We start from the raw sequence: 25,870 nt of genomic DNA, 5'->3' as shown, positions 1-25,870 counted from the left end.
CTCCGTACAGTCGAATCCCCCATGAGAGCCCCCACTCCCGGCCGGCGCCCCCGCGCCGGCCCCTATCGGGAGGGTACGAGCGCGTCGTCGTCCGCGGCGGGCGAATCACCCGATTGGTGCCGGCCACCGGACACGAACGCCGCGAAGACCGCGCCGACCACGCAGATCGCCGCGGTCACCAGGAAGACCTCACCGAACATGTGCGCGTACGCCTCCTGCGTCTGTCGGGCGACCGCGCGCACCGTCTGCGTGAAGTCGCCCTGCGGGACGACCGGCGGCATGGCGTTGACGATCGAGTTCAGGCGGTAGAAACCGAAGGTGGTCAGCGCGGCGACGCCGATGAGCATGCCGCTCATCCGGGCGACCACGAGCAGCGCGGACGCGATCCCGGCCTGCGAGAGCGGCACCGCGCGCAGCGCCGCCGACGACAGCGGGCCGATCACCACGCCGAGCCCGAAGCCGGCGATCGCCAGCGAGGTGTCCAGCGCGGGCAGGAAGCCCAGGTAGTGGGCGGAGAGCACGTCGGTGGGCCAGGTCGCGATGAGCAGGTAGCCGCCCGTCGCGACCATCAGCCCGACCACCGACACGAGGCGGTCGCCCACACGCGTCGCGAGGAGGCCGCCGAGGACGGCGCCCACGGGCAGCGCCAGCAGGAACCGCACCAGGGTGAGCACCGCGGCCACCCCGTCGCGCTCCAGGACCGCGCGGGCGTAGATCTCGACGTCGACCAGCGTGACCATGAGCGCCGCACCCGCGCACACCGACGCGGCGCACGAGGCCAGGAACGGGCGCACCCGCATGCCGGCGGCCGCGATGAGCTTGGTGCGCGCGAACCTCTCCCACACGCCGAACAGCACGAAGGCGACCGCGGCACCCAGGAGCAGCCACAGCCCGTTCGGCGGCAGGACGTGCTCGCCGTCGGGCTCGGGGTTGTAGAGACCGATCACCGACAGGCCCAGCGCGACGGCGAGCAGCAGCCCGCCGACCACATCGACCTTCTCCTTCGACACGGCGCGCTTGGGCACCGTGACCTGCAGGAGCAGCATCGCGATGAGCGCCAGCGGCACGTTGACCCAGAACACCACCCGCCACGCGTCGTCGTGGGGCACCGACGCGACGTGGTTGTGCACCAGCGTCACCACGCCCACGCCGACCACGGGGCCGAGGACGCTCCCCAGTTCCTGTGCGGCGCCCACCCAGCCGAGCACGGCGGCCCGTCGGCGCGCGGACCAGAGGTCGGCCGCCAGCGCGAGCGTCACGGGGAGCAGCGCGCCGCTCGCGACGCCCTGGACCACGCGGCCCGCGAGGACCTCGGGGACGGTGTCCGCGAACGCCGTGATGATCGACCCGACGATGAACAGCCCGAGGCTGGCCTGCAGCACCAATCGACGCCCGAACCGGTCGGAGAGGCGGCCGAGAAGAGGCATGGCAGCGATGTACCCCAGGAGGTACCAGGTGATGATGGGCGTGGCCAGCTGGATCTTGTTGATCGGGATCTCGACGCTGCGCATGATGTCCTCGAGCACCGAGACCACCACGTAGGTGTCCAGCGCGCCGAGGAGCACCGCCAGGCCCGCGGCGCCGATGGCAACGCCGCGCCCCCGGACCGCGCCGGACGCCTCCGACGGAGCCGTGAGCGTCACTTCGCGGTCTTCGGGTCCAGCAGGGTGACCTTCTTGCCCCAGTCCGAGAGCGTCACGCTGAGCGTCCCGTTGTCGAAGCCGACGTTGGCACGCACGAGGTTGTTCGGCGCGGCCTCTTGGACCCAGAAGGTCAGCGGCCGATCGCCGAGGGCGGCCTTCGGGACGATGCCGGCGAGCGCGGTGCCCGGGATGATGCCGGAGATCCGGATGGCATCGGTGCCGCCGATCTGCTCGCGGCCCTCGACCTTGGGCTCACGGACCGACGACAGGAGCTTGGCGATGCCCTTCTCGGGGTCCAGGATGGCCGAGGCGTCGTAGATGTCGGCGGCCAGGCCCATGTCCTGATACGCCTGCCCCGAACCGAACTGCGCCCACAGGTGCGCGTCGACCACGACGAACTTGGCCTTGACCTGGGTGCCGTTGAAGGTGACCTCGGCATCGCCCTGGCCGGAGACCTTGGGCTCGTTGGTGAGGTACGCGGCGACGCTCTTGACGGGAAGGTTCGGCACCGTGCCGTCGACCGAGAGGTCCAGCTGCACGTCGTGCAGGGCGCGGGCGGACGCCGACGAGGCGTCGATGATGGTCTTCGCGTCGGGCAGCGGGGCGTCGGACTGCTTCGCGTCGCTGCTCTTCGAGCACGCGGCGACGAGGCCGAACGCGGCGAGGAGGGCCACCATCAGGGTGGCCAGACGGAGCGCCGTGTGGCGACTGTTACGCACGATCATGCGGCCAATGCTAGGTCACATCCGCAAAGCTGGGACGATGGAGAGCGTGCCCCAGTCCCAGGATCCCCGCGCCGAGCACCGTCGGCTGTACCCGCGAGTAACCAGTTTCCGCTCCCGCCGCGCCTCCCTCACCCCCGCTCAGCAGCTGGCGATGGACACCGGCTGGGACACCCTGGGCCGGGACATCCCGCCCGCCCGGCCCGTCGAGGCGTTCCCGGCGGAGACCCCGGGCCCACGTCCCGGTGCCACCGTCGCCTCCCCCGTCCCGGACACGCAGCCCGACCGGACCTTCCCGGCACCGTCGCACCCCCTGGACGCGGCGGCGTGGTTCGGGCGCGAGGCCCCGCTCGTCGTCGAGATCGGGTCGGGCACCGGAACGTCGACCTGGGCCATGGCACAGGCCGAGCCCGACCTGGACGTGGTCGCGGTGGAGGTCTACCTGCCCGGCATCGCCCAGCTGGTGGGAGCCGTGCAACGCGCGGACCTGACGAACGTGCGGGTCGTGCGGGGCGACGGTGTCGCGATGCTCGAGGACATGGTCGCCCCGGGCTCGCTCACGGGCGTGCGCGTGTACTTCCCGGACCCGTGGCCCAAGGCCCGTCATCACAAGCGCCGGCTGCTCTCCGGGCGCATGTTCGCGCTCATCGCGGATCGCCTGCGTGTCGGAGGGATTCTGCACGTGGCCACTGATCATGCAGACTATGCAGAGGCGATTGCGGAGACCGCACCCTCGGAGCCGCTCCTGCGGCCCGTGGCACTGCCCCCGCGCCTCGCCGACGCCGGCCTGCCGATCTCCGTCGACCGCCCGGTGACCAAGTTCCAGGACAAGGCCGCGCAGGTGGGCCGCGAGATCCACGAGTTCGTCTGGGAGCGCGTGGAGGAAGGAGAGGTGCCGTGACGAGTCCGACCGACGAGTCCGTCGTGACCGCCGATCCGGCCCGGCGCGTCCTGCTGGTCTGGGACGCGCCCAACCTGGACATGGGGCTCGGCTCCATTCTGGGCGGCCGGCCCACCGCGGCGCACCGCCCGCGCTTCGACGCCCTCGGCCGCTGGCTACTGGAGTTCACGGCCGCCTTGGAAGACGGCGCATCGGATCCGGATGTTCGATTCGAGCCCGAGGCCACCGTCTTCACCAACATCGCGCCCGGCACCGCCGACGTGGTCCGGCCCTGGGTCGAGGCCCTGCGGAACGTGGGCTACGCGGTGTTCGCCAAGCCGAAGGTCGACGACGACAGCGATGTCGACGACGACATGCTCGATCACATCGACGTCCGGCGGTACTCGCCGGGCCTCGGCGGGCTCGTCGTCGCCTCCGCGGACGGCCAGGCCTTCCGCGAGCCGCTCGAGGAGATCGCCGCAACCGGGGTCCCGGTCAAGGTACTCGGGTTCCGCGAGCACGCCGCCTGGGCGTTGGCTTCCCCTACTCTGGACTTCGTCGATCTCGAAGACATCTCCGGGGTGTTCCGGGAGCCGCTGCCACGCGTGAGCCTCGACGCGCTGCCCGACGAGGGTGCGTGGCTGCAGCCGTTCCGCCCCCTGTCTTCGCTACTTTCGAGCCGGGCCTAGCCCTAGAACCGGCCACCGGAAAGGATTTTTCGCTTGTTCGCAGCGATAGGACGCTTCAGTTACGCGTTCCGATACACGATCATCGCGGTCCTGTTCGTGACCATCGCCACCACCGGCGTCTGGGGCTTCCTCGGGCTCGGGGCGAAGACCAAGATGAACGGTCTCTACGACGAGAACAGCGACTCGGTGGCGGCGGCACAGGTCACGGACCTGGCCAACGGCCGCGAGATGCAGCCCGACATCCTGGTGCTCATCAAGCCCGCCGAGGGCAAGAAGATCACCGACCCGGACGTCGAGAAGGCCGTCGAGCAGACCCGCCAGGACATCCTCGCGAAGTACGCCACCGGCGACGACTCGAAGTTGAACCCGACGAACGAGAAGGAACCGCAGGCGAGCTCGCTGAGCTACACGATGTTCGCCCCCGGCGGCCCGCAGGCGAACGACGCGCTGTTCAAGAAGTTCACCCGCACCGACGCCAAGGGCGGCACGTGGGGCTTCTTCACTCTGCCCATGCGCTCTGCGGACGACACGCAGCGCGGCAAGGACTGGGTGTCCATCCAGCAGCCGCTGATGGCGATGCTGCAGTCCGACGCGAACAAGGCGGTCTTCTCCGCCCAGGTCGGCGGTCTGGTCCCGGTGACCTCGGAGGTCACGGAGGGCGTCCAGAAGGACCAGCAGAAGGCCGAGATCATCGCGCTGCCGCTGGTCGCGATCGTGCTGTTCTTCGTCTACGGCGGCGTCGTCGCCGCGGTGCTCCCGATGATCATCGGTGTGCTCACCATCGGCGCGGCGATGGCCGTCGCCTCCGTGATGGCGGACTTCACGGACGTCAACCTGTTCGTCGGGCCCATCATCTCGCTGATCGGCCTGGGCATCGCCCACGACTACGGCCTGTTCATGGTGTCCAGATTCAGAGAGGAACTGGACGAGGGCTACGACACACCGACGGCGGTCAAACGCACGGTGATGACGGCCGGCAGAACGGTCATCATGTCGTCGCTGCTCATCGTCGCCGCGCTCGCCTGTCTGTACATCTCGCCGCTGGGCCTGCTGACCTCGATGGCCACCGGCGCGCTGCTCGGCGTGTTCATCGCCGCGCTCCTGTCGCTGACGCTGCTCCCGGCGATGCTCGCGGTGCTCGGCCCGAAGGTCTTCGCGTTGAGCTTCCACTGGTTCCTCACCATCTTCGACAAGTGGAACCTGCCGCTCATCGGCGGCGTCATCCACTGGGCGGCGGAGAAGACGGGCCGCGCGAAGACGAAGGCCAACATCGAGGCCGGCATGTGGGGCAAGGTGACCGACGCGGTCATGAAGCGCCCGAAGACCGCCATCGTCGGCGTCGTCACGCTGCTGCTCGCGATCTGCATCCCGATCGTCGGCCTCCAGTTCGGCGGCATCTCGCAGACCTACCTGCCGCCCGACAACAAGACCCGCATGGCGCAGGACCAGTTCCAGGAGCTGTTCCCGGACAACACCGGGCAGCCCGTCAAGATCGTCTTCACCAACGCCAGCGACGCCCAGATCAAGCAGGTGCTCGACGAGGCGAACAAGATCCCCGGCTTCACCCACTCGAACCCCGCGGACCCGAACTCCGCGCGGTTCAGCGCCGCCGGCGACGCGGTGTCCACCGCCAAGGGCACCTCGGACAAGCTGGTCGTGCGCGGCCAGGAGGTCTCCATCCGGACCTCGAACGGCAGCATGCAGGACCCCAACGACACCGCGGCGGTCGGCGAGGCCCTGACCGCGTTGCGCGGCATCACGATGGACGGTGCCGACGCGAGCAAGGGCGTCGGGTTCCTCGTGGGCGGCATGCCGATCCTGCAGCAGGATTCGATCAACTCGATGTTGGACCTGTTGCCGGCCCTGATGCTGCTGCTGGTCCTGGTCACCACGATCGCGATGTTCCTGGCCTTCGGCTCGCTGACGCTGCCGATCAAGGCCGTGCTCATGTCGCTGCTGTCCCTGGGCTCCACGCTCGGCTTCCTCACCTGGATGTTCGTGGACGGTCACGGCGGCGACCTGTTCAACTTCACCGGCGGGCCCATGATGGCGCCCGTGCTGGTGCTGGTGATCGCGGTGGTCTTCGGTCTCAGTACGGACTACGAGGTCTTCGTGATCTCCCGCATGATCGAGGAACGCGCTGCCGGCGCCACGACCAAGCAGGCGATCCGCGCCGGTACGGCGAACACGGGCCGCATCATCACGGCGGCCGCGATCCTGCTCGCCTGCGTCGCGGCGGCGTTCGCCACGTCCGACCTGGTGATGCTCAAGTACGTGTCCTTCGGTCTGATGTTCGCGCTGCTCGTCGACGCGACCGTGGTCCGCATGGTGCTCGTCCCCGCCGTGATGAAGCTGCTCGGCGACGACTCCTGGTGGGCGCCGAACTGGATGCGCAAGATCCAGGAGGCCGTCGGCCTGGGCGAGACCTCGCTGCCCGCCGAGACCCGCGACGGCCGCCCGCTGTCGTCGGTCCGGCCCGCGACCGCGGGCCCCGGCAAGGCCGCGCCGCAGGTCGTGGCGGCGGGTGTTCCGGTCGTGGCGGGCTCGGTGTCGAGCCCGACCGAGCACGCGATCCCGCCCGGCGCGGGCATACCGCCGACCGACCGACCGGCCCGCCCGACCCCGATGGGCCCCGGCCCGCGGCGTCCCGGACCGCCGCCCGGATTCTCCGGCCGGATCGAGCTGCCACCGCGCCCGTCGGCGCCCACGCAGCGTCCGCCGCACGATCCGCGCAGCTACCAGCAGCCGCTCCCCGGGCGCCGTCAGGGCCCGCCGCCCGGGCAGTTCGGCCCCGGTGGTCCCGGTGGCCCGCGGCCCAGCGGCCAGATGCCGCGCCCGCAGGGCCAGCGCCCCGGCGGTCCGCCCGCGGGTGGCCAGCAGGGCCAGCGCCCGCCGTACCCGCCGCGCCCGCAGGGGCCGGGTGGGCCGCAGGGTCCGCGCCCCGGCGGCCCCCGCGACACCGGGCCCCAGCCCGGCCGGGACCAGGAGCGCTAGCAGTTCGACGGTGCCCCGCAGGATTCGATCCTGCGGGGCACCGTCGTATCCGGGGCCGCGAGGCGCGCGATGTCGGCGCACCGTCGTTCCCTTCGGCCGGAGGTCCGAGAACGGCATGGTGATGGAGCGCCGTGCACGAGTAGGCTCCGTGTCCATGGCGGGGAGCGACCAGGACCTGGAGATCGCCGGGTACCGGGTGATCGAGCGGCTGGGCGCCGGCGGCATGGGCGAGGTCTACCTCGTCGCCCACCCGCGGCTCCCCCGGAGCGACGCGCTCAAGCTGCTCGACGGTGCCGTCTCCGCCAGCCCGGAGTTCCAGGCGCGGTTCATCCACGAGGCGGACCTACTGGCGCCGCTGTCGCACCCCAACATCGTGCACCTCTACGACCGCGGGCAGCTCGACGACGGCCGGCTGTGGCTGACCATGGAGTACCTCCAGGGCACCGACGCCAAACAGCTGCTGCGCGAGCAGGGACCGCTGGCGCTGGGCCTGGTCTCGGAGATCGTGAGCGGCGTCGCGGGCGCGCTCGACTACGCCTATCAGGATTTCGCCATCACCCACCGCGACGTCAAACCCGCCAACGTCCTGGTGCGGCTACGGGCGGGGCGGGCCGCCGCGGTCAAGCTCGTGGACTTCGGGATCGCCAAGGCCTCCACGGAGGCCACCTCGTTGACGGTGACCGGCACGACCGTCGGGACGCTGGGCTACCTGTCCCCCGAGGCGATCGGCGGCCTCGACCTGGACAACCGCACCGACCTGTACTCGCTGGCGACCGCCGCGTTCGAACTGCTCACGGGCGCAGCGCCGTTCACCGGCACGACCATCGCCGCCGTCATGGGCGCCCACCTCTACCAGCCGGTGCCGGCGGTGCACGAGCGCGGACCGGGCCTCCCGCCGGAGCTGGACGCCGTCTTCCAGCGCGCGCTCGCCAAGGACCCCGGCGACCGGTTCGCGACGAGCGGCGAGTTCGCCGAGGCGCTCGCCGCGATCGCCGCCGCCTCCCCCGCGGCGCGCGCCGCGGCCCCGACCGTCGCGGACGACGACCCGGGCTACGCCGCGACGATGCTCCGCCCCGCCGAACCCGCCGCCGACGACGCCCCGACCACCGTCGCCCCGTCGGCCGCACCCACGGCACCGTCGGGTCGCGCACCGGTCGAGCTGCGGCGCGGCGAGACCGTGGACCTGCCGCACGCCGCGGAGCTGCTGCTACGGGTCGAGACGCCGCGCGTCCGAGCCGGCAGCGACCTGTTCGCACTGATCGTGGACGGCGACGAGCGGGTCCTCAGCGAGCAGCACATGGTGTTCTACAACAATCCGCGCGACCCCGACGGCATCGCGGCGCTCGCGCCCGGCGACGAGGCCGGCCTCGCCCTCGCTCCGCACGCGCTCCCGCCGGGTGCGCGGATCGTGGTCGCCGTCGCCACCGACGCGCCCGAACCCACCCGCCCGACGGTGCCGGCCGTCACCGTCGGGTGCGCCGACGGGACGTGGACGGTGCCGGCGGCCGGCGAACCGGGGCTGCGCGCGTCCGTCCTGTTCGAGGTGTACCACCGCGACACCCCGTCCGGAGACCGGGTGCTCCGGCTGCGCGCCGTGGCGCAGGGGTGGACCGACGGGGTGGCGGCTCTTGTCCGGAGCTACGGCGTCGAGGTCGACGAGGGCTGATCCGAGTCCGGATCGGCCTTCGGCTCCGACCCCGTGGGCGCCCGTCCGGCGGCACCGTCGGCCCGGGGTACTGAACCGGCCTGCCGGGGCTCCGCCTGCCGGGCCTCGTCCGCGGCGGCACGCTTGGCGGCCTGGCGCATCTCGAGGGCGTCTCCGACGGCGTCGCCGATCTCCCGAGCGACGTCCGCGACGGCGGTGGTGATGATGGTCGCGATGCGGCCGACGCGGATGGAGGTCGACTCGACGGCCTCCTGCGCCGCGTCCTTGCGCCGCTCGATCTTGCCCACTGCGACTCCTCCGTTGCGGTCCGGTGCGTCCGGCCTAGACCGACACCATCTCACGCTCGACGGCGCGCTGCCAGCCCGCCGCGGCCAGCGCCTTCGACGCGGCGTCCTCGTGACGGGCGCGCTCGATGGTCACGGCCAGGTCCGGCTCCTGCTTGGTCCAGCTGTTCGGCAGCGAGAGCTTGGCGATCTTCTTCCACGTCGACGTGAGCTGGCTGCGCAGCGAACCCGTGTTGTAGGGCAGGCCGAACTCCTCGCACGTCGCGCGCACCTCGGCGGCGACCTCCGGGTAGCGGTTCGCGGGGATGTCGGGGAAGAGGTGGTGCTCGATCTGGAAGCTGAGGTTGCCGCTCATGACGTGGAAGAGCTTGCCGCCGTCGATGTTCGCGGAACCGAGCATCTGCCGCACGTACCACTCGCCGCGGGTCTCCTCGGCCGTCTCCTCCTTGGTGAAGGTCTGCACGCCCGACGGGAAGTGGCCGCAGAAGATGATCGAGTACGACCAGATGTTGCGGATCAGGTTCGCCGAGGCGTTGCCCAGGAAGGTGAGCGGGAACAGCGGGCCGGTGAGCAGCGGGAAGATCACGTAGTCCTTGAGCACCTGCTTGCCGGCCTTGCGGCGCATGCCCGCCACGAGTTCCTTGATGTCGGACCACTTGCGGTTGCCCTTGACGATGTTCTCGGCCTCGAGGTCGTGCAGCATGACGCCCCACTGGAACAGCACCATCAACGCACTCGCGTAGGCGAGGTTGCCGAGGTAGTAGGGGTGCCACTTCTGCTCGGGCGCCATCCGCAGGATGCCGTAACCGATGTCGCGGTCCATGTCGAGGACGTTGGTGAAGGTGTGGTGCAGGTAGTTGTGGCTGTGCTTCCACTGATCGCCCGGGCACACGTTGTCCCACTCGAACTCGCGCGAGTTCAGGCCCGGCTCACGCATCCAGTCGTACTGGCCGTGCATGACGTTGTGGCCGATCTCCATGTTGTCCAGGATCTTCGACACGCCCAGCGCGCCGACGGCGACCGGCCACAGCGGCGGCAGGTACATCATCGCGCGGCCGGCGATCTCGAGCCCGCGCTGGTAGCGGACGATCTTGTAGATGTACTCGCGGTCCTTCTCGCCGAGGTCGGCGAGGACGCGGGCACGGATGGCGTCGAAGCGCTCGCCGATGATCTCGACCTGCTCGGCGGTGAGGGTGATCTGTTCGGTCATGATTTCTCCCCTGGGTCTGTGGTGCGGTGGCTAGAGCGCGATCTCGACGTCGCCGACGGGCGCGCTGATGCAGAGCTGGATGTGCTGGTCGGGTTCGGTGTCGGTCTCACCGGTGAGGACGTTGGTGGTGCAGCCGGACTTGCGCACGGCGGTGCAGGAGAAGCAGATGCCCATCCGGCAGCCGCTCTCGGGGAACAGGCCGGAGGACTCGGCCTGGTCGAGGATGGTGCGGCCGTCGTTGTCGACCTCGGTGCCCGCTTCCGTGAAGCGCAGGGTTCCGGTCGCCTCGCCCGACGGTGCCGACACCACCGGCGGGGTGAACTCCTCGACGCGGAGGTCGACGCCGGCGTCGGTGTACAGCTGTTTCGCGGCGTCCAGCAACGACGCGGGACCGCACGCGAGGCCGACGTCGCCGTAGCCCTCGAGCTGCCCGATGTGTTCGGCACCGAGGTGCCGGCCGCCCGCGCGGGTGTACACGTAGGTCACCGACACGTTGCCGAACCGGGCGAGCCGCTCCAGTTCCGCGCGGTACGGGTTGTCCGCCGAGTCGCGGCAGAAGTGCAGGAGCGCGACCTCGCCGTCGTAGTTCTCGTCGATGAGCGTGCGCAGGATCGAGAGTACGGGTGTGATGCCGCTGCCGCCGCTGATGAGGCGGATGCTTGCGGGGCGGTCGCCGGGTGTTCCGGGCAGGACGAAGGTGCCGCCGGCCGGCGTGAGGCCGAGCACGTCGCCCACGGCGAGGTTCTCGCGGAGGTGCTTGCTGACGTGCCCGTCGGCGTCGGCGGTCACGGTGAACTCGAGGTCGCCGTCGTGGTGCTGCGAGCTCGCGGGCGAGAAGCAGCGTGTCTGACGGACGCCGTCGATCACGACGCTGACCTGGATGAACTGGCCGGCCTGGAAGCCCTCGAACTGGCGAGTGGGGGTCACACTGAAGGTGACGGTGCGGTCGGTGCGGCGACTGACGGCCGTGACGCGACCGCGGATCTCCGTCCAGGTGACCATCGGGTCGACGAGCTCGAGGTAGCGATCCACGGCGTGCGGGGTCAGCACGGCCTCGATGACGTTGCCGGCGAATCGGGTGAAGCGGCTCATGGCTGTGTTTCTCCGTTCAGTGCACGCTTGTACACTCACAGTATGCACGCAGACGTCCGCTCCCCGTCAAGGAGTTGTTCCGTGACCTCGGCCACAGCCTCCGCGACACCGTCCCGACGCAGGGGCGATAGACTCGAACCCATGCCCAGACCGACCCCGCGCGCCGTCGAACGGCACACCCCGGGGCCGTCGCGGGCGGAGGCCAAGGAACGCACGCGGCAGGCCCTTCTCGACGAGGCGCTGGCCCTGGCCGGTGAACGCTCGTTCGCGAGCCTGTCGCTGCGCGAGGTGGCGAAGGCCGCGGGCGTGGTGCCCACTGCCTTCTACCGTCACTTCGCCTCCATGGACGATCTCGGCGTCACCCTGGTCGAGGACGCCATGCGCGTGTTGCGTCGTATGCTCCGCGAGGGCCGGCGCGAGGGCGTCGCGCCGAGCGGCGCCGAGGCCGTCCGGATCGTCGCGAAGCAGGCCCGCGCCAACGACGCGGAGTTCCAGTTCCTGGTGCGTGAGCGTTACGGCGGTTCCCCCGAGCTGCAGCGGGCGATCGACGTCGAGCTGCGGCTGTTCGCCAAGGAGCTCACGCACGACCTGTCGCGGATCCCGCCGCTCAGCGAGTGGAGCGTCGAGGACCTCGACATGGTGGCGGACCTCTACGTGACGATCATGCTGGGTTTCGTCGCCGAGCTCGTGCGCATCGACGCGCGCAACAACCGCGACGAGGCCGAGCTCATCGACCGGACGTCCCGGCAGCTCACCGTCGTGGCCCTGGGCCTGGCCTCGTACCACCCGGCCGAGCGGTAGCGCACCGTCGCGCTGCGTTCCGGGCGCCCCCCGATTCGTCACACCCCCACCCCTTGGTCGACCGCTCCCCCTGATTCGTCGTAACCCCACCGGAACACCGGTCGTTCGGGTGGGGTTACGACGAATCGGGGGGCTCAAATCGCTCAGAAATCGCCGACGGTGCGCGACGATCGAAGCATGACCTCTCCCCAGACGCGCAGCGAGCACGACCTGCTCGGCGACATCGACGTTCCGGCCGACGCGTACTACGGCGCCCACACCGCCCGGGCACTGCTGAACTTCCCGATCACCGGTATCCCCATCGCCACCCACACCCACCTGGTGAACGCGTTGGCTGCGGTGAAACAGGCTGCGGCGTCGGCGAATCGCGAGCTCGGGCTGCTCGACGAGGAGAAGGCACGGGCGATCGTCGCCGCGTGCGAGCGGATCCGCGGCGGCGAGCTGCACGAGTGGTTCCTGGTCGACACCATCGCGGGCGGCGCCGGCACCTCGACCAACATGAACGCCAACGAGGTGATCGCCAACGCCGCCCTCGAGCACCTGGGCCGGCCCCGCGGCGAGTACACGACCCTGCACCCGCTCGACCACGTGAACCTCGGCCAGAGCACCAACGACGTCTACCCGACCGCCGTCAAGATCGCCCTGATCACGCAGTTGCGCGAGCTCCAGGAGGCGCTCACCGAGCTGCGCGGCGCGTTCGGCGCCAAGTCCGGGGAGTTCGCGGGGATCGTGAAGATGGGCCGGACCCAGCTGCAGGACGCGGTCCCCATGACGCTCGGGCAGGAGTTCGGCGCCTTCGCGACCACCCTCGGCGAGGACATCGTGCGCCTGCAGGAGGCCACGCGGCTGCTGCACGAGCTCAACATCGGCGGCACCGCCATCGGCACCGCGCTGAACTCCCATCCGGGCTACCGGGCGCGGGTGATCGAGCGGCTGCGCGAGGTCACGGGTGTCTACGAACTGATCGGCGCCACCGACCTCATCGAGGCGACGGCCGATGTCGGCGTCTTCGTCCAACTGAGCGGCGTGCTCAAGCGGATCGCGGTGAAACTGTCGAAGACCTGCAACGACCTGCGGCTGCTGTCCTCGGGTCCGCGCGCCGGGCTCAACGAGATCCACCTGCCGGCCGTGCAGGCCGGGTCGTCGATCATGCCCGGCAAGGTCAATCCCGTGATCCCTGAGGTGGTGAACCAGATCGCGTACGAGGTGATCGGCCACGACGTCACGATCACCATGGCCGCCGAGGGCGGGCAATTGCAGCTCAACGCCTTCGAGCCGATCATCGCCCGGTCGCTCGTGGAGTCGATCTCGCACCTCACGCGCGGGGCGCGGGTGCTCGGCGAGCGCTGCGTCGCCGGCATCACCGCCAACCGCGACCGGCTCGAGCGGATGGTCGCCGAGTCCATCGGTGTGGTCACGGCGCTGAGCCCCACGATCGGCTACGCCGCCGCGACCTCCGTCGCCGCCGAGGCCCTCGAGTCCGGGCGGGGAGTCGTCGAGATCGTCCGCGAGCGCGGCCTGCTCGACGATGCCGTGCTCGACTCCCTGCTCACCCCCGAGTACCTCACGGGCCATCCGCCGCTCGCACTCTCCCCGCAGTCCGACGGCGCCTGACGGTCCGGTCCGGCACGCGCCGCCGGCGGGTGCCGCTTTCTCAGCCGGCCCCACCGGCCCGATCCGCGCGGCCCGGGGGCGGTCGTAGCGACACGAACGCGACGATCCCCCCGATCACACAGAGCGCGGCGGAGACCAGCATCGCCCGGGCGAAGCCGCTCGCGAGGGAGGCTCCGCTCGGGTCGGTGATGCCCACCGCGAGCGGCAGGACGGCCACGGCGAGCAGGCCGGCGAACCGCGAGATCGCGTTGTTGGCACCGGAAGCGGCCCCGACGTACTCGGCGGGCACCGCGTCGAGCACCGTCGACGTGAGCGGCGCGACCGTCATCGCCATGCCCGACCCGAACACCAGGACGCCGGGCAGCACCCCGCCCCAGTAGCCCGCGCCCGGCACGACCCGCACCAGGAGGGCGAGGCCGGCCCCGGCGACCATCGGTCCGACGGTCATCAGCGCGCGGGGGCCGGTCCGCTGCGCGAGCGCGCCGATCCGCCCCGACAGGAGCGCCATGACGGCGGTGAAGGGAACGAACGCGAGACCGGCCTCCAGGGCTGAGTAGCCGAGGTTCGTCTGCAGGTGCAGCGACAGCAGGAACAGCGCGCCGCCCAGCCCGGTGTAGACGGCGAGGGTGACGATGTTCGTTCCGCTGAACCGCGCCGATCGGAACAGGTGCATCGGAACGAGCGGGTCCGCCGCGCGGTGTTCGACGACGGGGAACGCGGCGAGGGCCGACACCCCGATGGCGAGGGCGAGCAGGACGATCGGCGTCCAGCCCTGCACCGGGGCCTCGATCATCGCGAAGGTCGCGCCGCCCAGGCCGATCGTGATGCAGGTCGCGCCGGCCACGTCGAGCCCGCCCCGCACCCGCGTCGGACGGATCCGCGGCACGTGGCGAACGGTCAGGGCCAGGGCCGCCGCTGCGAGCGGCACGTTGATCAGGAACACCCAGCGCCACGACGCCGAGTCGACGAGCCATCCCCCGACGAACGGCCCGATCGCGGACGAGACGCCGCTCAGCCCGGCCCACACGCCGATCGCCCGCCCCCGGTCCTCGGCGCGGATCACGGTGTCGATCAGCGCGAGGCTGTTGGGCACCAGGAGCGCGCCGCCGATGCCCTGCACCACGCGCGCCGCGATCAGGATCTCGCCGGTGGGGGCGAACCCGCACGCGATCGACGCGAGCGTGAACACCGCCAGGCCGGACAGGAAGACGGTGCGCCGGTCGTACCTGTCGCCGAGTGCGCCGCCCAGCAGGAGCAACGCACTGAGGGTGAGCAGGTACCCGTCGAGCACCCACTGCAGCATCGACAGTCCGCCGCCGAGGTCCCGCCCGATCGCGGGCAGCGCCACGTTGACCACCGAGCCGTCGAGGAAGGCGACGCCGGAGCCGAGGACCGCGGCGGCCACCAGCCACCGGCCGGGCGGCGATGCCAGTGCCAGCCGCTGGGTCGGGCCACCCGCGTCACCGGACACGACGGCGTGGTCCGGGGCGGATCTCCTTCGGCGCAACCTCACGCACAACCACCTCTCCGGGAGCCGAACCGCGGCCCGACGAGCGGACCACGTCCATGGTCGCATCAGTCGACGGACCGCACCATCGGCTCTGTCCGCCACTGCACGATGTTCGTCGCGGCGTAGGGTCCGGGGCATGACGGGACCAGGTCCGGGTGGCCGGGGCGGTATGCGGGCTATCGACGAGGATGCGGTGCGGGTGCAGAACGCCGCGGCTCCCGATGTGGCCCACCTCGGACGGCGGATCGTCGCCCTGTTCGCGCCGTACAGAGCGCAGATCATCATCACGTGCGCGCTCGTGATGATCACCGCCGCGATCGGCGTCGTTCCCCCGCTGTTGGTGGAGCGGGTGTTCGACGACGCCCTCTTCCCGAAGGCCGGCACCCCGTCGATGTCCCTGCTGATGTGGCTGGTGCTGGGCATGATCGGCCTGTACCTCGTCGCAGCGCTCCTCAACGTCCTCCAAGCGTGGTTCACCGCGACCATCGGCAATCGCATCACCGGCGATCTGCGGGTTCAGCTCTTCGAGCACCTCCAGTCGATGGAGCTGGGGTTCTTCACCCGCACCAAGACCGGGGTCATCCAGTCACGTCTGCAGAACGACGTGGGTGGCGTGTCCGGAGTGCTGACCTCCACCGTCACATCGATTCTCGGCAACGTGGTGACGGTGATCGCGTCGCTGGTGGCCATGGTGCTCATCGACTGGCGACTGACGCTCGTGTCCGTCGCGATCATGCCGATCCTGACCCTGGTGCAGCGGCGCGTCGGGCGGGTCCGCGCGAAGATCGCCGGCCGAACGCAGGAATCGCTGTCGGAGCTGACGGCGATCACGCAGGAGACGCTGAGCATCTCCGGCGTCCTGCTGTCCAAATCGTTCAACCGGCAGCGCACCGAATCCGTTCGCTACCAGCGGGAGAACGCCAACCAGATCGACCTGCAGGTACAGCAGGCGATGAGCGGTCAGACCTTCTTCGCGGTCGTTCAGGTGCTCATGTCGTCCGTGCCCGCGGTGATCTACCTGATCGCGGGATTCCTGCTCACCGGCGATCAGGGTGGCGGGATCACGGCGGGCGCGATCGTCGCCTTCACGACTGTCCAGGCGCGCTTGCTGCAACCCCTGGTATCACTGATGCGCGTCGCGCTCGATGTCCAGACCTCCCGGGCACTGTTCGCGCGGATCTTCGAGTATCTCGACCTGGTCCCCCAGATCGAAGACGACCCGGACGCGATCGACGCCTCGAACGCGCCCGGGCCCCGCGGGAGCATCGCCCTCGAGGAGGTCACCTTCCGGTTCCCGGACGCTGCGGACGACAGCCGACCCACCTTGGACGACATCAGCTTCCGGGTCGAGCCCGGGCAGCACGTCGCGCTGGTGGGACCGTCGGGATCCGGTAAGTCCACGATCCTCTACCTGATCCCACGTCTCTACGACGCCACGTCGGGGGCGGTCCGATTCGACGGCGCGGACGTCACCACGCTCACTGCGGCGTCGATCATCGACGAGGTCGGCATCGTCGCTCAGGAGACCTACCTGTTCCACGCCACCATCGCCGACAACCTGCGCTACGCGAAGCCCGATGCCACCGACGAGGAACTCCGGCAGGCGTGCATCGCCGCCAACATCGACCACATCATCACCGGCTTCGAGCAGGGCTACGACACCATGGTCGGGGAACGCGGGTACCGGCTCTCCGGTGGCGAGAAACAACGCATCGCGATCGCACGGGTACTCCTCAAGGATCCCCCGGTCTTGCTGCTCGACGAGGCGACGTCCGCGCTGGACACGGTGTCGGAACGCGTGGTCCAGGAGGCGCTCGACACCGTCGCCCACGGCCGCACGACGATTACTGTCGCGCACCGCCTTTCCACCATCGTCGACTCGGACGTCATCCTCGTCGTCGACGCCGGCCGGATCGTCGAATCCGGCACGCACACCGAGCTCATGGCGCGGAACGGCCTGTACACCGAGCTCGCCGAGCAGCAACTCGCGGCAGCGCGCATCGACGGCGCCAGCTCCCGCGACCAGGCTCCCCTGCCCGGCCGCCGCGCGGACCGATGCCCCGAGTTCGACGACCTCGCGCATGCTGTTGCGGAGCTCATCACGCCCATTCTCGATGCCCGAGCACCCGTCCGTCCGGTGGGTTCCGAATCCGAGTGGCCGCCCGCGATCCAGTAGTCGGCTGTGCGAGACCGCCCTTGATCTATACCCCCTAGGGGTATATCGTCGGCGTCATGGAACACGACCACGGCGCCGGCACCACGCACGCCGCACACGACATGACGGCGCACACGGGGCACGACATGCCCGGGCACGACATGGCAGCCATGCCCGGGATGGACCACTCCGGCCACGGTGGCCATGCAGGCCACGGCGACCACGTCGCGCAGTTCCGGCGACTGTTCCGGATCATGTTGGTGCTCGCCGTTCCGACGGTCGCGCTGTCGGACATGTTCGCGATGATCCTGGGCTACTCACTCCCGGACGTACCCGGTCTGCGGTGGGTCTCGCCGGCGCTCGGCACCGTCATGTACGTGTGGGGCGGCAAGCCCTTCCTGACGGGGGCCGTCTCGGAGATCAAGGCCCGCAAGCCCGGCATGATGCTGCTGATCGGGCTGGCGATCACCGTCGCCTTCGTCGCGTCCTGGGGCGCCTCGCTGAGCATCCTCGACCACCAGCTCGACTTCTGGTGGGAGCTGGCGCTTCTCATTGTGATCATGCTGCTGGGCCACTGGATCGAGATGCGCTCGCTCGCGCAGACCACCTCCGCGCTGGACTCGCTCGCCGCGCTCCTGCCGGACGAGGCGGAGCGGGTCGACGGGGCCACCATCGTCACCGTCGCACCGTCGGAGCTGCGCGTGGGCGATGTCGTGGTGGTGCGCCCGGGCGGCTCGGTCCCCGCGGACGGCGTCGTCGTGGACGGTACTGCGGCGCTGGACGAGTCGATGATCACCGGCGAGTCGCGCACCGTCGAGCGGACCCTCGGCGATCCCGTTACGGCGGGCACCGTCGCCACCGATTCCGGTCTGCGCGTGCGGGTCACGGCGATCGGCGACGACACCGCCCTCGCCGGCATCGGCCGGCTGGTCGCCCAGGCGCAGAACTCGACCTCCCGCGCCCAGCGGCTGGCCGACCGCGCCGCGGGCTGGCTGTTCTGGTTCGCGCTGGGCGCGGCCGCGATCACGGCGGCCGTGTGGTCGGCGCTGGGGATGCCCGACGACGCCGTGGTCCGCACCATCACGGTGCTGGTGATCGCGTGCCCCCACGCACTGGGTCTGGCGATTCCGCTGGTGGTCAGCATCGCCACCGAGCGCGCGGCGAAGGGCGGTGTGCTGGTGAAGGATCGGCTGGCACTCGAGAGCATGCGCACCGTCGACGCCGTGCTGTTCGACAAGACCGGCACCCTCACGCGGGGCGAGCCGACCGTCACCGAGATCAGTGCGGTGTCGGGCGACGACGACGCCGTCCTCACCCTCGCCGCCGCGGCGGAGGCCGATAGCGAGCACCCGCTGGCCCGCGCGATCATCCGCGCCGCCGCGGACCGCGGCCTGACGGTGCCCGCCGCCACCGACTTCAGCAGCTCTCCGGCCGTGGGCGTCACGGCGACGGTCGACCGTGCGACGATCCGCGTCGGCGGCCCGCACCTGCTCGCCGAGGAAGGCGCGCAGGAACTTCCGGTCGCGAACGCCTGGCGCGCGCACGGCGCGATCATCCTGCACGTGCTCCGCGACGGCGACGTGCTCGGCGCGCTGGCGTTGGCGGACGAGGTGCGGCCGGAGTCCCGCGAGGCCGTCGACGCGCTGCACGCCCTCGGGATCCAGGTGGTCATGATCACCGGCGACGCGGAAGCCGTGGCCCGCACCGTCGCCGACGACCTCGGGATCGACCGCGTCTTCGCCGGCGTGCGCCCGGAGGACAAGGCGGCCACGGTCGCCGAGCTGCAGCACGAGGGCCGGCGGGTCGCGATGGTCGGCGACGGCGTCAACGACGCGCCGGCGCTGGCGCAGGCGGACGTGGGCCTGGCCATCGGCGCGGGCACCGACGTGGCGATCGCCTCCGCGGGCGTCATCCTCGCGAGCGACGACCCCCGGTCCGTGCTGTCGGTGATCGAGCTGTCGCGGGCCTCGTACCGCAAGATGCAGCAGAACCTGTGGTGGGCGGCGGGATACAACCTGATCTCGGTCCCGCTCGCCGCCGGAGTGCTCGCACCGATCGGTTTCGTGCTGCCCATGTCGGTGGGCGCGATCCTGATGTCGCTCTCGACGGTGGTGGTGGCGCTCAACGCGCAGCTCCTCCGCCGCCTGGACCTGCGTCCGCAGGCTGTGACCGCGAAGCTCGTGGGGACCCGACCCGCTCGGCCGTGACGCCGGTGCACACGCGAGACGATCGCTATGGTGGCGGCAACGCCCCGCACCGCGGGCACCGACGTGAAAGGGCCGATCGTGGCCAAGACGACGCAGCAACCACCTGAGTTCGCGGACACGGCGCCCTACACGGTCGACTACGTGCACGACTGCCCTGCGCCGGTGGAGGCGGCGTTCGAGGTCTTCAAGGACAACCGCGGCGGCACCCGCTGGCTGGGCTGGTTCGTCACGGCGGTCACGCCCACGTCGGACCCCGAGCACGGCGTGGGGTCGACGCGCACCGTCACCTTCCTCTACGGCCTCGGCAGCCTCGAGGAACGATTCGTGGCCTGGGAGGAGAACCGCCTGTGGTCGTTCACCGCCACCTCGTTCCGGCCGCGCTTCTTCTCCAGCTTCATGGAGCGGGTCACGTTCGAGGCGGTGGACGAAACCCGCTGCCGGATCCACTACCGCGCCGGCATCGACTTCACCGCGCTGGGCAGACCCTTCGCCCGCCCGGCGATCGCCTTCCTCAACCGCGCGATCGTTCCGACCCTGGAACGGATGAGTGCTCTGGCGGTCGAGCAGTTGCGGTGATGAACCGGCGTCAGATGCAGAAGGGTCGCAATCTGCGTGGCGGACAGGCCCTTCGTCACCAGGCGCGGCACCTCGACCACGCGACTCTCGGTTCCTGACCGATTCGGACAACCGCGCGTCGGTACCCGGCCGCCACATCCGCGACCGACGCACATCACCTACAGATCCGGCGGCTTCTGCCCCTGAGGAATCCCTCCTGGAGGTAGCCACCCACGGAATCGAGCACGGATCGATCCGTGCAGACTCGGAGGTCTCACAGCCCCCAGATGACCGAGACGCTGGACGCCGAACATCTTGCTGGACGGCCTGATCGGCGCCTCTGCCGTCATTGTCCGAACCGGTCAAGATCGGAGAGTCCGATGATCGCGATGGGCCGTTGCTTTGCGCGCCAGCACATCCCGCCTCTGCGCACCCGCTCGCGCGCCGCCGCGCCGCCGCACCCGCTTCAATCCAGCCCGTTCTCCAACGCGTAGCGGGCCAGCTCCACACGGTTACCCAGCTGGAGCTTGCGGAGCGTGGCCTGCACGTGGTTCTCGACGGTGCGGTGGCTCAGGTGCAGCCGGGTGGCGATCTGCTTGGCGGACAGGCCCTTCGCCACCAGGCGCAGCACCTCCGTCTCGCGCGGCGTGAGCGCCGCGGCGGGCGTCGGCTCCGGCGCCGCGGCCATCCGCCGGAACTCCCCCAGCACCAGCCCCGCGAGGCCGGGCGTGAAGACCGGTTGCCCGGCCGCAGTGGCGTGCACGGCTGCGACCAGCTCGTCGGCGGAGGCGCTCTTGACGAGGTAGCCGCAGGCCCCGGCCTTCACGGCCTCGACAACGTCGTCGCGCTCGTCCGACGCGGACAGGATCAGCACCTGGGCCTTCGGTGCCGCGGCCAGCACCAGCGCGGTACCCGCGGCGCCGTCGCCGTCGGGCAGCGACATGTCCATCAGCACGACCCGCGGCTGCACCGCACCGGCGATCCGCCCCGCGGCGGCCACCGAGTCCGCCGTCCCCGCGACGACGAATCCGCGGGCCTCGAGGTCGCGCGCGACCGCGTCGCGCCACATCGGGTGGTCGTCCACCACCAGTACGGAGATGTCCGCGTTCGCGGCTACGTCCGGGGTATCCATAGCTCCCATTCCACTCCCTCGTCCACGCCGGTCGTCAACTCCGCGCGCCCACCCAGCTCACGCATCCGTCCGACGATCGACTCCGCCACCCCCAGTCTGCCCTCGGCGCGCGCGGCGTCGAGGCGCCCCGGCGCGATGCCTGCACCGTCGTCGCGCACGGTCACCAGGACCGCGTCGCCCACATCCTCGAGCAGCAGGAAGGACCGCGCCCCGGGACCGGCGTGCCGGAGGGTGTTCTCCAGAGCGTTCCGGACCGCCGCGGTCACCTCCGCCGCGGTCGAGGCGGGCAGCGTCACCGCCCCGCCGGGCTCGGCGAGGGTCACGGTCGACGACGCCAGCGGCCGCAGCAGCTCCCGCAGGTCCACCAGGTCGCCGTCGCCGGCTGTCCCCGGTTCGACGGTGCCGCCCGGCGTCTCGGCGATCAGGCGGCGCAGCGCCCGCTCCTGCTGCGCCGCGAGCTCGCCCAGCGCGCCCAGCTCCGTCCCGGGGCCGCCGAGGGCGGCGCACCGTCGGGCCAGGAAGGCGAGGGCCTGCAGCACCCCGTCGTGCACCTCCCGGGCGAGGCGCTCCCGGGCGCGGGCCTCCGCGGCGACGCGCTCGGCCTCGCGCAGCTGCTCCTGCGAGCGAATGGCCACGCGCGCGGCCACGCCGATCCCCAGGCCCACCGCCATGAAGACGGGATAGTTGGCGTCGCGGAGGATCGTCTCGGGGAAGGTGCCGCGGTAGATCGCGTTGATCGCGGCGATGACGATGCCGCCGATCACGCCCGCGACCGGCCCGGACAGGATCGCTGCGGAGACCACGGGATTGGTGAGCCACAGTGTGGTCGGGAGGGTCTGGTTGTGCGCGGTGAACGCCGGCGACGCCACCCAGACGGTGCCCAGCGCCAGGACCGCGGCGACCGCGAACTCGGCGAGCACGAACCACCGGTGCCGCCCGAATCCACGCACGTAGCCGAATCCGGCGACCAGGCTCACCACTACGACGGCGCCGATCATCACCCAGCTCCAGCCCACGTGCCGGTACCGGTCCGCCTCGTCGATCTGCCGGCCGACGGCGTAGAGCACCGACAGTGCCCGGAACCACTGCGCGCCGCGCCACAGCGGCGCGCGGGGATCCCCGCCGTCGGACGTGGCCCCGTCGGCGGACTCGGCGCGCCGTAGACGGGTAGCGAGGCCTTGCATGTGCCCACGTTAACCGGTGAGTAGGCTGGCGCCGATGAGCGAAGGTGAATCGGCCGACCGGGCGGATCGCCCGGACCCGGCCGCGGCGCCGGGAGCGGACGTCGACGGTCCGACCGGGGCGGACACGCCCGACGACGCCGCAGCGGCGATCACGGCCGATGCCGAGGGCGGCAAACGGCCGGTGCTGAACCGGCGGCGCTGGAAGTGGGTGCGGCGCACCCTGCTGGTGATCCTCGCGATCGTCCTCGGCGTCGAGGCGTATCTGTTCTGGCCGACAGTGTCGAAGTCGGTCCGCGAGCTCAAGCACATCCGGTGGGAGTGGGTCGTCGCCTGCGTCATCGCGGTGTTCTTCTCGATGGACTCGTTCGCCCAGGTCACGCGTACCCTGCTGCGGTCCGCGGGCGTGCCCGTGACGCAGCGGCAGGCGCTGAGCCTGCAGATGGCGTCCAACTCGGTCTCGCAGTCGCTGCCCGGTGGGCAGGTGCTCGCGCCGACGCTGGTCTACCGGCGCACCCGCATGTGGGGCGCCTCGCCGGTGATCGCGACCTGGCAGATCGTGATGAGCGGCCTGCTCATGTCGGCGGGGCTCGCCGTCCTCGGACTCGCGGGCGGCCTGCTGGCCGGCGCCAAGACCAGCCCCTACTCCGTGGTGTTCTCCGTCGCGATGCTCGTGGTCTTCATCGTGCTGGTGCAGTACGTGGCCTCGCACCCGGACGGCCTCTACGTCGTCGGGGCGCGGCTCATCCGCTGGATCAACGACCTGCGCAACAAGCCGGAGGACACCTGGCTCGCCCGCTGGAAGGAGATCCTCGACCAGCTGCAGGCCGTGAAGCTGAGCCGCCGCTACGGCGCCGAGGCCTTCGGGTGGTCCCTGTTCAACTGGGTCGCCGACGTGGCCTGCCTCGCGTTCGCCTGCTACGCCGTCGGCGACGCGCCCGGCCTCGCCGCGCTCGCCGGCGCCTACGCCGCGTCGAAGCTGGTCAACACCGTCAGCCCCATCCCGGGCGGCCTCGGGCTGGTCGAGGCGGCGCTGGTCCCCGCGCTCGTGCTGGCGGGGATGCCCGCCAGCTCGGCACTGACGGCGACCCTGCTGTACCGGCTGGTCAGCTACGTCCTCGTCGTGGTGGTCGGCTGGATCGTGATCGTCGTCGGATACCGCAGCTACCGCGCCACCCTGGACGTCGACCCCGACGCGGCCGGCGGCAGCGGCAAGCCCGGCAGCACCCGGCCCGCGCAGGACGCCGATCGCACGGTCGAAGCCCCCGAGGGCGACAGCGGACCGTCGACCAGCCCGAGTTAGCACCCCCACCTGCCCTTTTAGCGCGCTGCAACCGGCTCTCAAGGACGACGGGGCATCGTCGTCCCTGTGAGCGGACGACCCGCACGCTCACATCGCCCCGGAGTGGAGGGGGGCGAGGGGGTCAGGCCCGGTCGGGGCGCGTCTGGGAGGACCGCGCCCCGACCGCGTGCCGAGCACCGTCTACCGTGGTCACATGCGCATTCCGGCCATCGCCGTCCTCGACGTCGTCTTCGTGCTGCTGTTCGTCGTGATCGGGCGGTTCAACCACAACGAGGCGTTCTCGCCGGCCGGGTTCGCCGAGACCGCGTGGCCCTTCCTGCTGGCCCTCGCCGTGGGCTGGGCCTTCACCTACGTGCTGGCCGCCCTGCGCGGCCACGAGCCCGGGCGCGCGCAGACCTTCTACCCGGGGCGCGTCTTCCCCGCGGGCGTCATCATCTGGATCTCGACGGTGGCCTTCGGCATGACCGCCCGGGGCCTGCTCACGTCGAAGGGCGTCGAGGTCAGCTTCGTCATCGTCGCCACCATCGCGCTCGGCCTGTTCCTGCTCGGCTGGCGCGCCGTCGCGCAGCTCGTGATCGCCCGCCGCGCGAAGGCCTGAGCTACTTCAGGTACGCCCCGGCCACCTGCAGCGATCCGCTGCCGGAGCGGTCGCCAGTGACCATGATCGCGAAGGCCTGATCGCCGCGGTAGCCGATGAACCAGCCGGGGCCCTCCGGCCCGTTGGTGCCGACGAGGCCCTTCGCCTTGGTCGCGACGAGGTCGCCGCCGTCGCCGGACGGCGAGACCGTGGCGTCCATCTTGGCGCGCACGGCTTTGAGGATCTTCTCGTCGACGTCACCGATAGGAGCGCTGGGCTTCGCGGTCTGGCCCTGCACCACGAACGGCGCGGTGGTCTTCCCCTTCGCGATGGCCGCGGCGAAGATCGCCATGCCGAACGGCGTGGCCTTGACGGTGTCGGCACCGAGCTCCGCGGGTCCGCGCCCGCCTGCCCCCGGCAGTTCCGCGGTCACCGTCTTCACGCCGGTCATGGCGAAATCGGTGCCCATGCCGAGCGGCGCGAGCAGCTTGCCCTGCTTGCCGGTGTCCTTGCCCGCGGCGGCGTTGACCTCGCTGTACAGCGGCTCGAGGACCGGCCCCGTGGTCGACAGCCCGGTGAGGGCCCAGTCGGTCGAGACAGCGCTGGCCTGCGTGTTCTGCGCGGCGGCGAGCACGGCCCCCGTCGAGACCGAGACCACGACCATCGCGGCGGGCTGGCCCAGTTGCACAACCGCGTTCTCGACGTCGAGCTGGACCTTGGGATCCATGGCGGTGCGCAGGTCCGGTCCGGGCGGCCCCTGGTAGCCGACGATCTTGGTGGGCGGCTTGCCGTTCGTGAGCAGCTGCACCTCCCAACCCGCGGTCGCGTCCCGGTTCGCCTGCCACGCGCCCTTGATCCCGTCGAAGAGGGGCGAGAACAGTTGTCGGTTCGAGATGAGCAGGTCCTGGGCCTGGGTGTCCTGCAGGCCGGGCACGGCGGTCAGCTTGTCTCCGAGCACGCCGAAGTCGTCGTCGCGCAGGTCGAGGACGGGCACGGGCTTCCCCGGATCCGCCTTGGCCTTCGCGGCGAGCGACTCGGGGGTGACCAGCGGCGCGACGGGCGAGACGATCTTCGCGACCCTCGTCAGGCTGTCGGTGAGGTTCTTGGTCTTGTTCGGGTCGACGGTGAGGCGATGGACGGTGCCGGCGAACATCAGGTCCGACTTGTCCGCGGCGAACACCCTGGGTGCCTTGGCGTCGGTGCGGATCTGCCGGATCGAGGTGTCCGGGGTGAGCCCGGGCGCGAGCACCGCCGGGTCCCAGGAGATCCGCCAGCCGATGGACAGCTGCGACGCGCTGCCCTTGGTGGTGTAGTCCCAGTCCCGCCCGTCACCGAAGTTCCAGTGCGTCTTGACGTCGAAGGTCGCGCTGCCGCCGGAGTAGCGCTGCACGTTGGCCGTGGTCACCTTCACGGACTGCGCGTTCATGTCGCGCAGGGTGCGGCCGATGACACCACCCGCCGCGTCGGGCGACGACGTGACGGCCGCCGCGGCGACGGCCTTGCCCTCCCCGATCGCCGAGGTGTAGCTGTCGAGCATCTTCTGCACCTCGGCCACGGCGCTGTCGCCGCACGCGGCGAGCCCGCCGCCGACGCCGAGGAGCAGGACGGAGACCAGTGCGGCGGTGCCGTGGCGTGCCCGACCGCTCCGTCTCACG

20 protein-coding genes are annotated in these 25,870 nt (G+C 70.9%); 11 read left to right on the top strand and 9 right to left on the bottom strand.

Annotated features, from left to right (window positions below; translation table 11 throughout):
- Positions 1 to 62: 62 nt before the first annotated feature.
- Positions 63 to 1,643, bottom strand: a complete 1,581-nt coding sequence (locus AXK61_RS06375; protein ID WP_068744336.1) for an MFS transporter — start codon at positions 1,641 to 1,643, stop codon at positions 63 to 65.
- On the bottom strand, positions 1,640 to 2,368 hold the full coding sequence (locus AXK61_RS06370) for an LppX_LprAFG lipoprotein (protein ID WP_068744334.1): 729 nt from the start codon (positions 2,366 to 2,368) through the stop codon (positions 1,640 to 1,642). Before AXK61_RS06370 ends, AXK61_RS06375 begins: the two co-directional genes overlap by 4 nt.
- A gap of 37 nt (positions 2,369 to 2,405) precedes the next feature.
- Here AXK61_RS06370 and trmB point away from each other — a divergent pair, with 37 nt between their 5' ends.
- The 4 genes from trmB (at position 2,406) to AXK61_RS06350 (ending at position 8,594) form a co-directional block, all read left to right on the top strand.
- Positions 2,406 to 3,266 (top strand): tRNA (guanosine(46)-N7)-methyltransferase TrmB, encoded by an 861-nt coding sequence (gene trmB, locus AXK61_RS06365; RefSeq protein WP_068744332.1) that lies wholly within the window; start codon positions 2,406 to 2,408, stop codon positions 3,264 to 3,266.
- Entirely contained in the window at positions 3,263 to 3,934 is a 672-nt protein-coding gene (locus AXK61_RS06360; protein WP_068744331.1) for an NYN domain-containing protein, read from the top strand. The genes trmB and AXK61_RS06360 overlap by 4 nt, the downstream gene beginning before the upstream one ends.
- Positions 3,935 to 3,967: 33 nt before the next feature.
- On the top strand, positions 3,968 to 6,928 hold the full coding sequence (locus AXK61_RS25875; protein ID WP_068744329.1) for an MMPL family transporter: 2,961 nt from the start codon (positions 3,968 to 3,970) through the stop codon (positions 6,926 to 6,928).
- 154 nt (positions 6,929 to 7,082) lie between these two features.
- Complete coding sequence (locus tag AXK61_RS06350; RefSeq protein WP_068744327.1) at positions 7,083 to 8,594, top strand: protein kinase domain-containing protein; 1,512 nt, start codon at positions 7,083 to 7,085, stop codon at positions 8,592 to 8,594.
- Here AXK61_RS06350 and AXK61_RS25645 read toward each other — a convergent pair.
- Genes AXK61_RS25645 through AXK61_RS06335 form a run of 3 tightly spaced genes read right to left on the bottom strand, consistent with a single transcriptional unit; the run spans position 8,567 to position 11,180 of the window.
- Entirely contained in the window at positions 8,567 to 8,881 is a 315-nt protein-coding gene (locus tag AXK61_RS25645; RefSeq protein WP_231855459.1) for a hypothetical protein, read from the bottom strand. The two genes, AXK61_RS06350 and AXK61_RS25645, sit on opposite strands and share 28 nt — an antisense overlap.
- A gap of 34 nt (positions 8,882 to 8,915) precedes the next feature.
- On the bottom strand, positions 8,916 to 10,088 hold the full coding sequence (locus AXK61_RS06340; RefSeq protein ID WP_139058055.1) for a fatty acid desaturase family protein: 1,173 nt from the start codon (positions 10,086 to 10,088) through the stop codon (positions 8,916 to 8,918).
- A gap of 30 nt (positions 10,089 to 10,118) precedes the next feature.
- Positions 10,119 to 11,180 carry a flavin reductase family protein gene (locus tag AXK61_RS06335; RefSeq protein WP_068744325.1) on the bottom strand — a complete coding sequence of 354 codons (1,062 nt, stop codon included), beginning with the start codon at positions 11,178 to 11,180 and terminating at the stop codon, positions 10,119 to 10,121.
- 141 nt (positions 11,181 to 11,321) lie between these two features.
- Here AXK61_RS06335 and AXK61_RS06330 point away from each other — a divergent pair, with 141 nt between their 5' ends.
- Together AXK61_RS06330 and AXK61_RS06325 are read left to right on the top strand one after the other, a co-directional pair.
- On the top strand, positions 11,322 to 11,981 hold the full coding sequence (locus tag AXK61_RS06330; protein WP_068573757.1) for a TetR family transcriptional regulator: 660 nt from the start codon (positions 11,322 to 11,324) through the stop codon (positions 11,979 to 11,981).
- 177 nt (positions 11,982 to 12,158) lie between these two features.
- Positions 12,159 to 13,595, top strand: coding sequence for an aspartate ammonia-lyase (locus AXK61_RS06325; protein WP_068573755.1), 1,437 nt, complete (start codon positions 12,159 to 12,161; stop codon positions 13,593 to 13,595).
- A 40-nt stretch (positions 13,596 to 13,635) separates the two neighbouring features.
- Here the strand turns inward: AXK61_RS06325 and AXK61_RS06320 are convergent, their stop codons facing one another.
- The gene (locus tag AXK61_RS06320) at positions 13,636 to 15,108 is read right to left on the bottom strand and encodes an MFS transporter (RefSeq protein ID WP_231855458.1); all 1,473 of its coding nucleotides are present in this window, start codon (positions 15,106 to 15,108) and stop codon (positions 13,636 to 13,638) included.
- A gap of 133 nt (positions 15,109 to 15,241) precedes the next feature.
- Here AXK61_RS06320 and AXK61_RS06315 point away from each other — a divergent pair, with 133 nt between their 5' ends.
- Genes AXK61_RS06315 through AXK61_RS06305 form a run of 3 tightly spaced genes read left to right on the top strand, consistent with a single transcriptional unit; the run spans position 15,242 to position 20,043 of the window.
- Positions 15,242 to 17,281 carry an ABC transporter ATP-binding protein gene (locus tag AXK61_RS06315; RefSeq protein WP_068573751.1) on the top strand — a complete coding sequence of 680 codons (2,040 nt, stop codon included), beginning with the start codon at positions 15,242 to 15,244 and terminating at the stop codon, positions 17,279 to 17,281.
- A gap of 56 nt (positions 17,282 to 17,337) precedes the next feature.
- Positions 17,338 to 19,467, top strand: a complete 2,130-nt coding sequence (locus AXK61_RS06310) for a heavy metal translocating P-type ATPase (protein WP_082789245.1) — start codon at positions 17,338 to 17,340, stop codon at positions 19,465 to 19,467.
- Between the two features lie 30 nt (positions 19,468 to 19,497).
- Complete coding sequence (locus AXK61_RS06305; RefSeq protein WP_175400077.1) at positions 19,498 to 20,043, top strand: SRPBCC family protein; 546 nt, start codon at positions 19,498 to 19,500, stop codon at positions 20,041 to 20,043.
- A gap of 445 nt (positions 20,044 to 20,488) precedes the next feature.
- Here the strand turns inward: AXK61_RS06305 and AXK61_RS06300 are convergent, their stop codons facing one another.
- Both AXK61_RS06300 and macS read right to left on the bottom strand, forming a co-directional pair.
- Positions 20,489 to 21,154, bottom strand: coding sequence for a response regulator (locus tag AXK61_RS06300; protein WP_068573747.1), 666 nt, complete (start codon positions 21,152 to 21,154; stop codon positions 20,489 to 20,491).
- Positions 21,136 to 22,338 carry a MacS family sensor histidine kinase gene (gene macS, locus AXK61_RS06295; RefSeq protein WP_068573745.1) on the bottom strand — a complete coding sequence of 401 codons (1,203 nt, stop codon included), beginning with the start codon at positions 22,336 to 22,338 and terminating at the stop codon, positions 21,136 to 21,138. Before macS ends, AXK61_RS06300 begins: the two co-directional genes overlap by 19 nt.
- Positions 22,339 to 22,372: 34 nt before the next feature.
- Here macS and AXK61_RS06290 point away from each other — a divergent pair, with 34 nt between their 5' ends.
- Positions 22,373 to 23,638, top strand: coding sequence for a lysylphosphatidylglycerol synthase transmembrane domain-containing protein (locus AXK61_RS06290; RefSeq protein WP_082789244.1), 1,266 nt, complete (start codon positions 22,373 to 22,375; stop codon positions 23,636 to 23,638).
- Positions 23,639 to 23,831: 193 nt separating this feature from the next.
- The gene (locus AXK61_RS06285; protein WP_068573743.1) at positions 23,832 to 24,236 is read left to right on the top strand and encodes a DUF3054 domain-containing protein; all 405 of its coding nucleotides are present in this window, start codon (positions 23,832 to 23,834) and stop codon (positions 24,234 to 24,236) included.
- Between the two features lies 1 nt (position 24,237).
- On the opposite strand, the gene AXK61_RS06280 is transcribed toward AXK61_RS06285, so the two are convergent.
- Entirely contained in the window at positions 24,238 to 25,869 is a 1,632-nt protein-coding gene (locus tag AXK61_RS06280; RefSeq protein WP_068744324.1) for an NTF2-like N-terminal transpeptidase domain-containing protein, read from the bottom strand.
- Between the last annotated feature and the right edge of the window lies 1 nt (position 25,870).

Origin of the sequence: Tsukamurella pseudospumae, assembly GCF_001575205.1 — a bacterium.
Lineage (GTDB): Bacteria > Actinomycetota > Actinomycetes > Mycobacteriales > Mycobacteriaceae > Tsukamurella > Tsukamurella pseudospumae.
The sequence above is the reverse complement of the archived record's forward strand: the minus strand, read 5'-3'. Positions and strand labels throughout refer to the sequence as shown.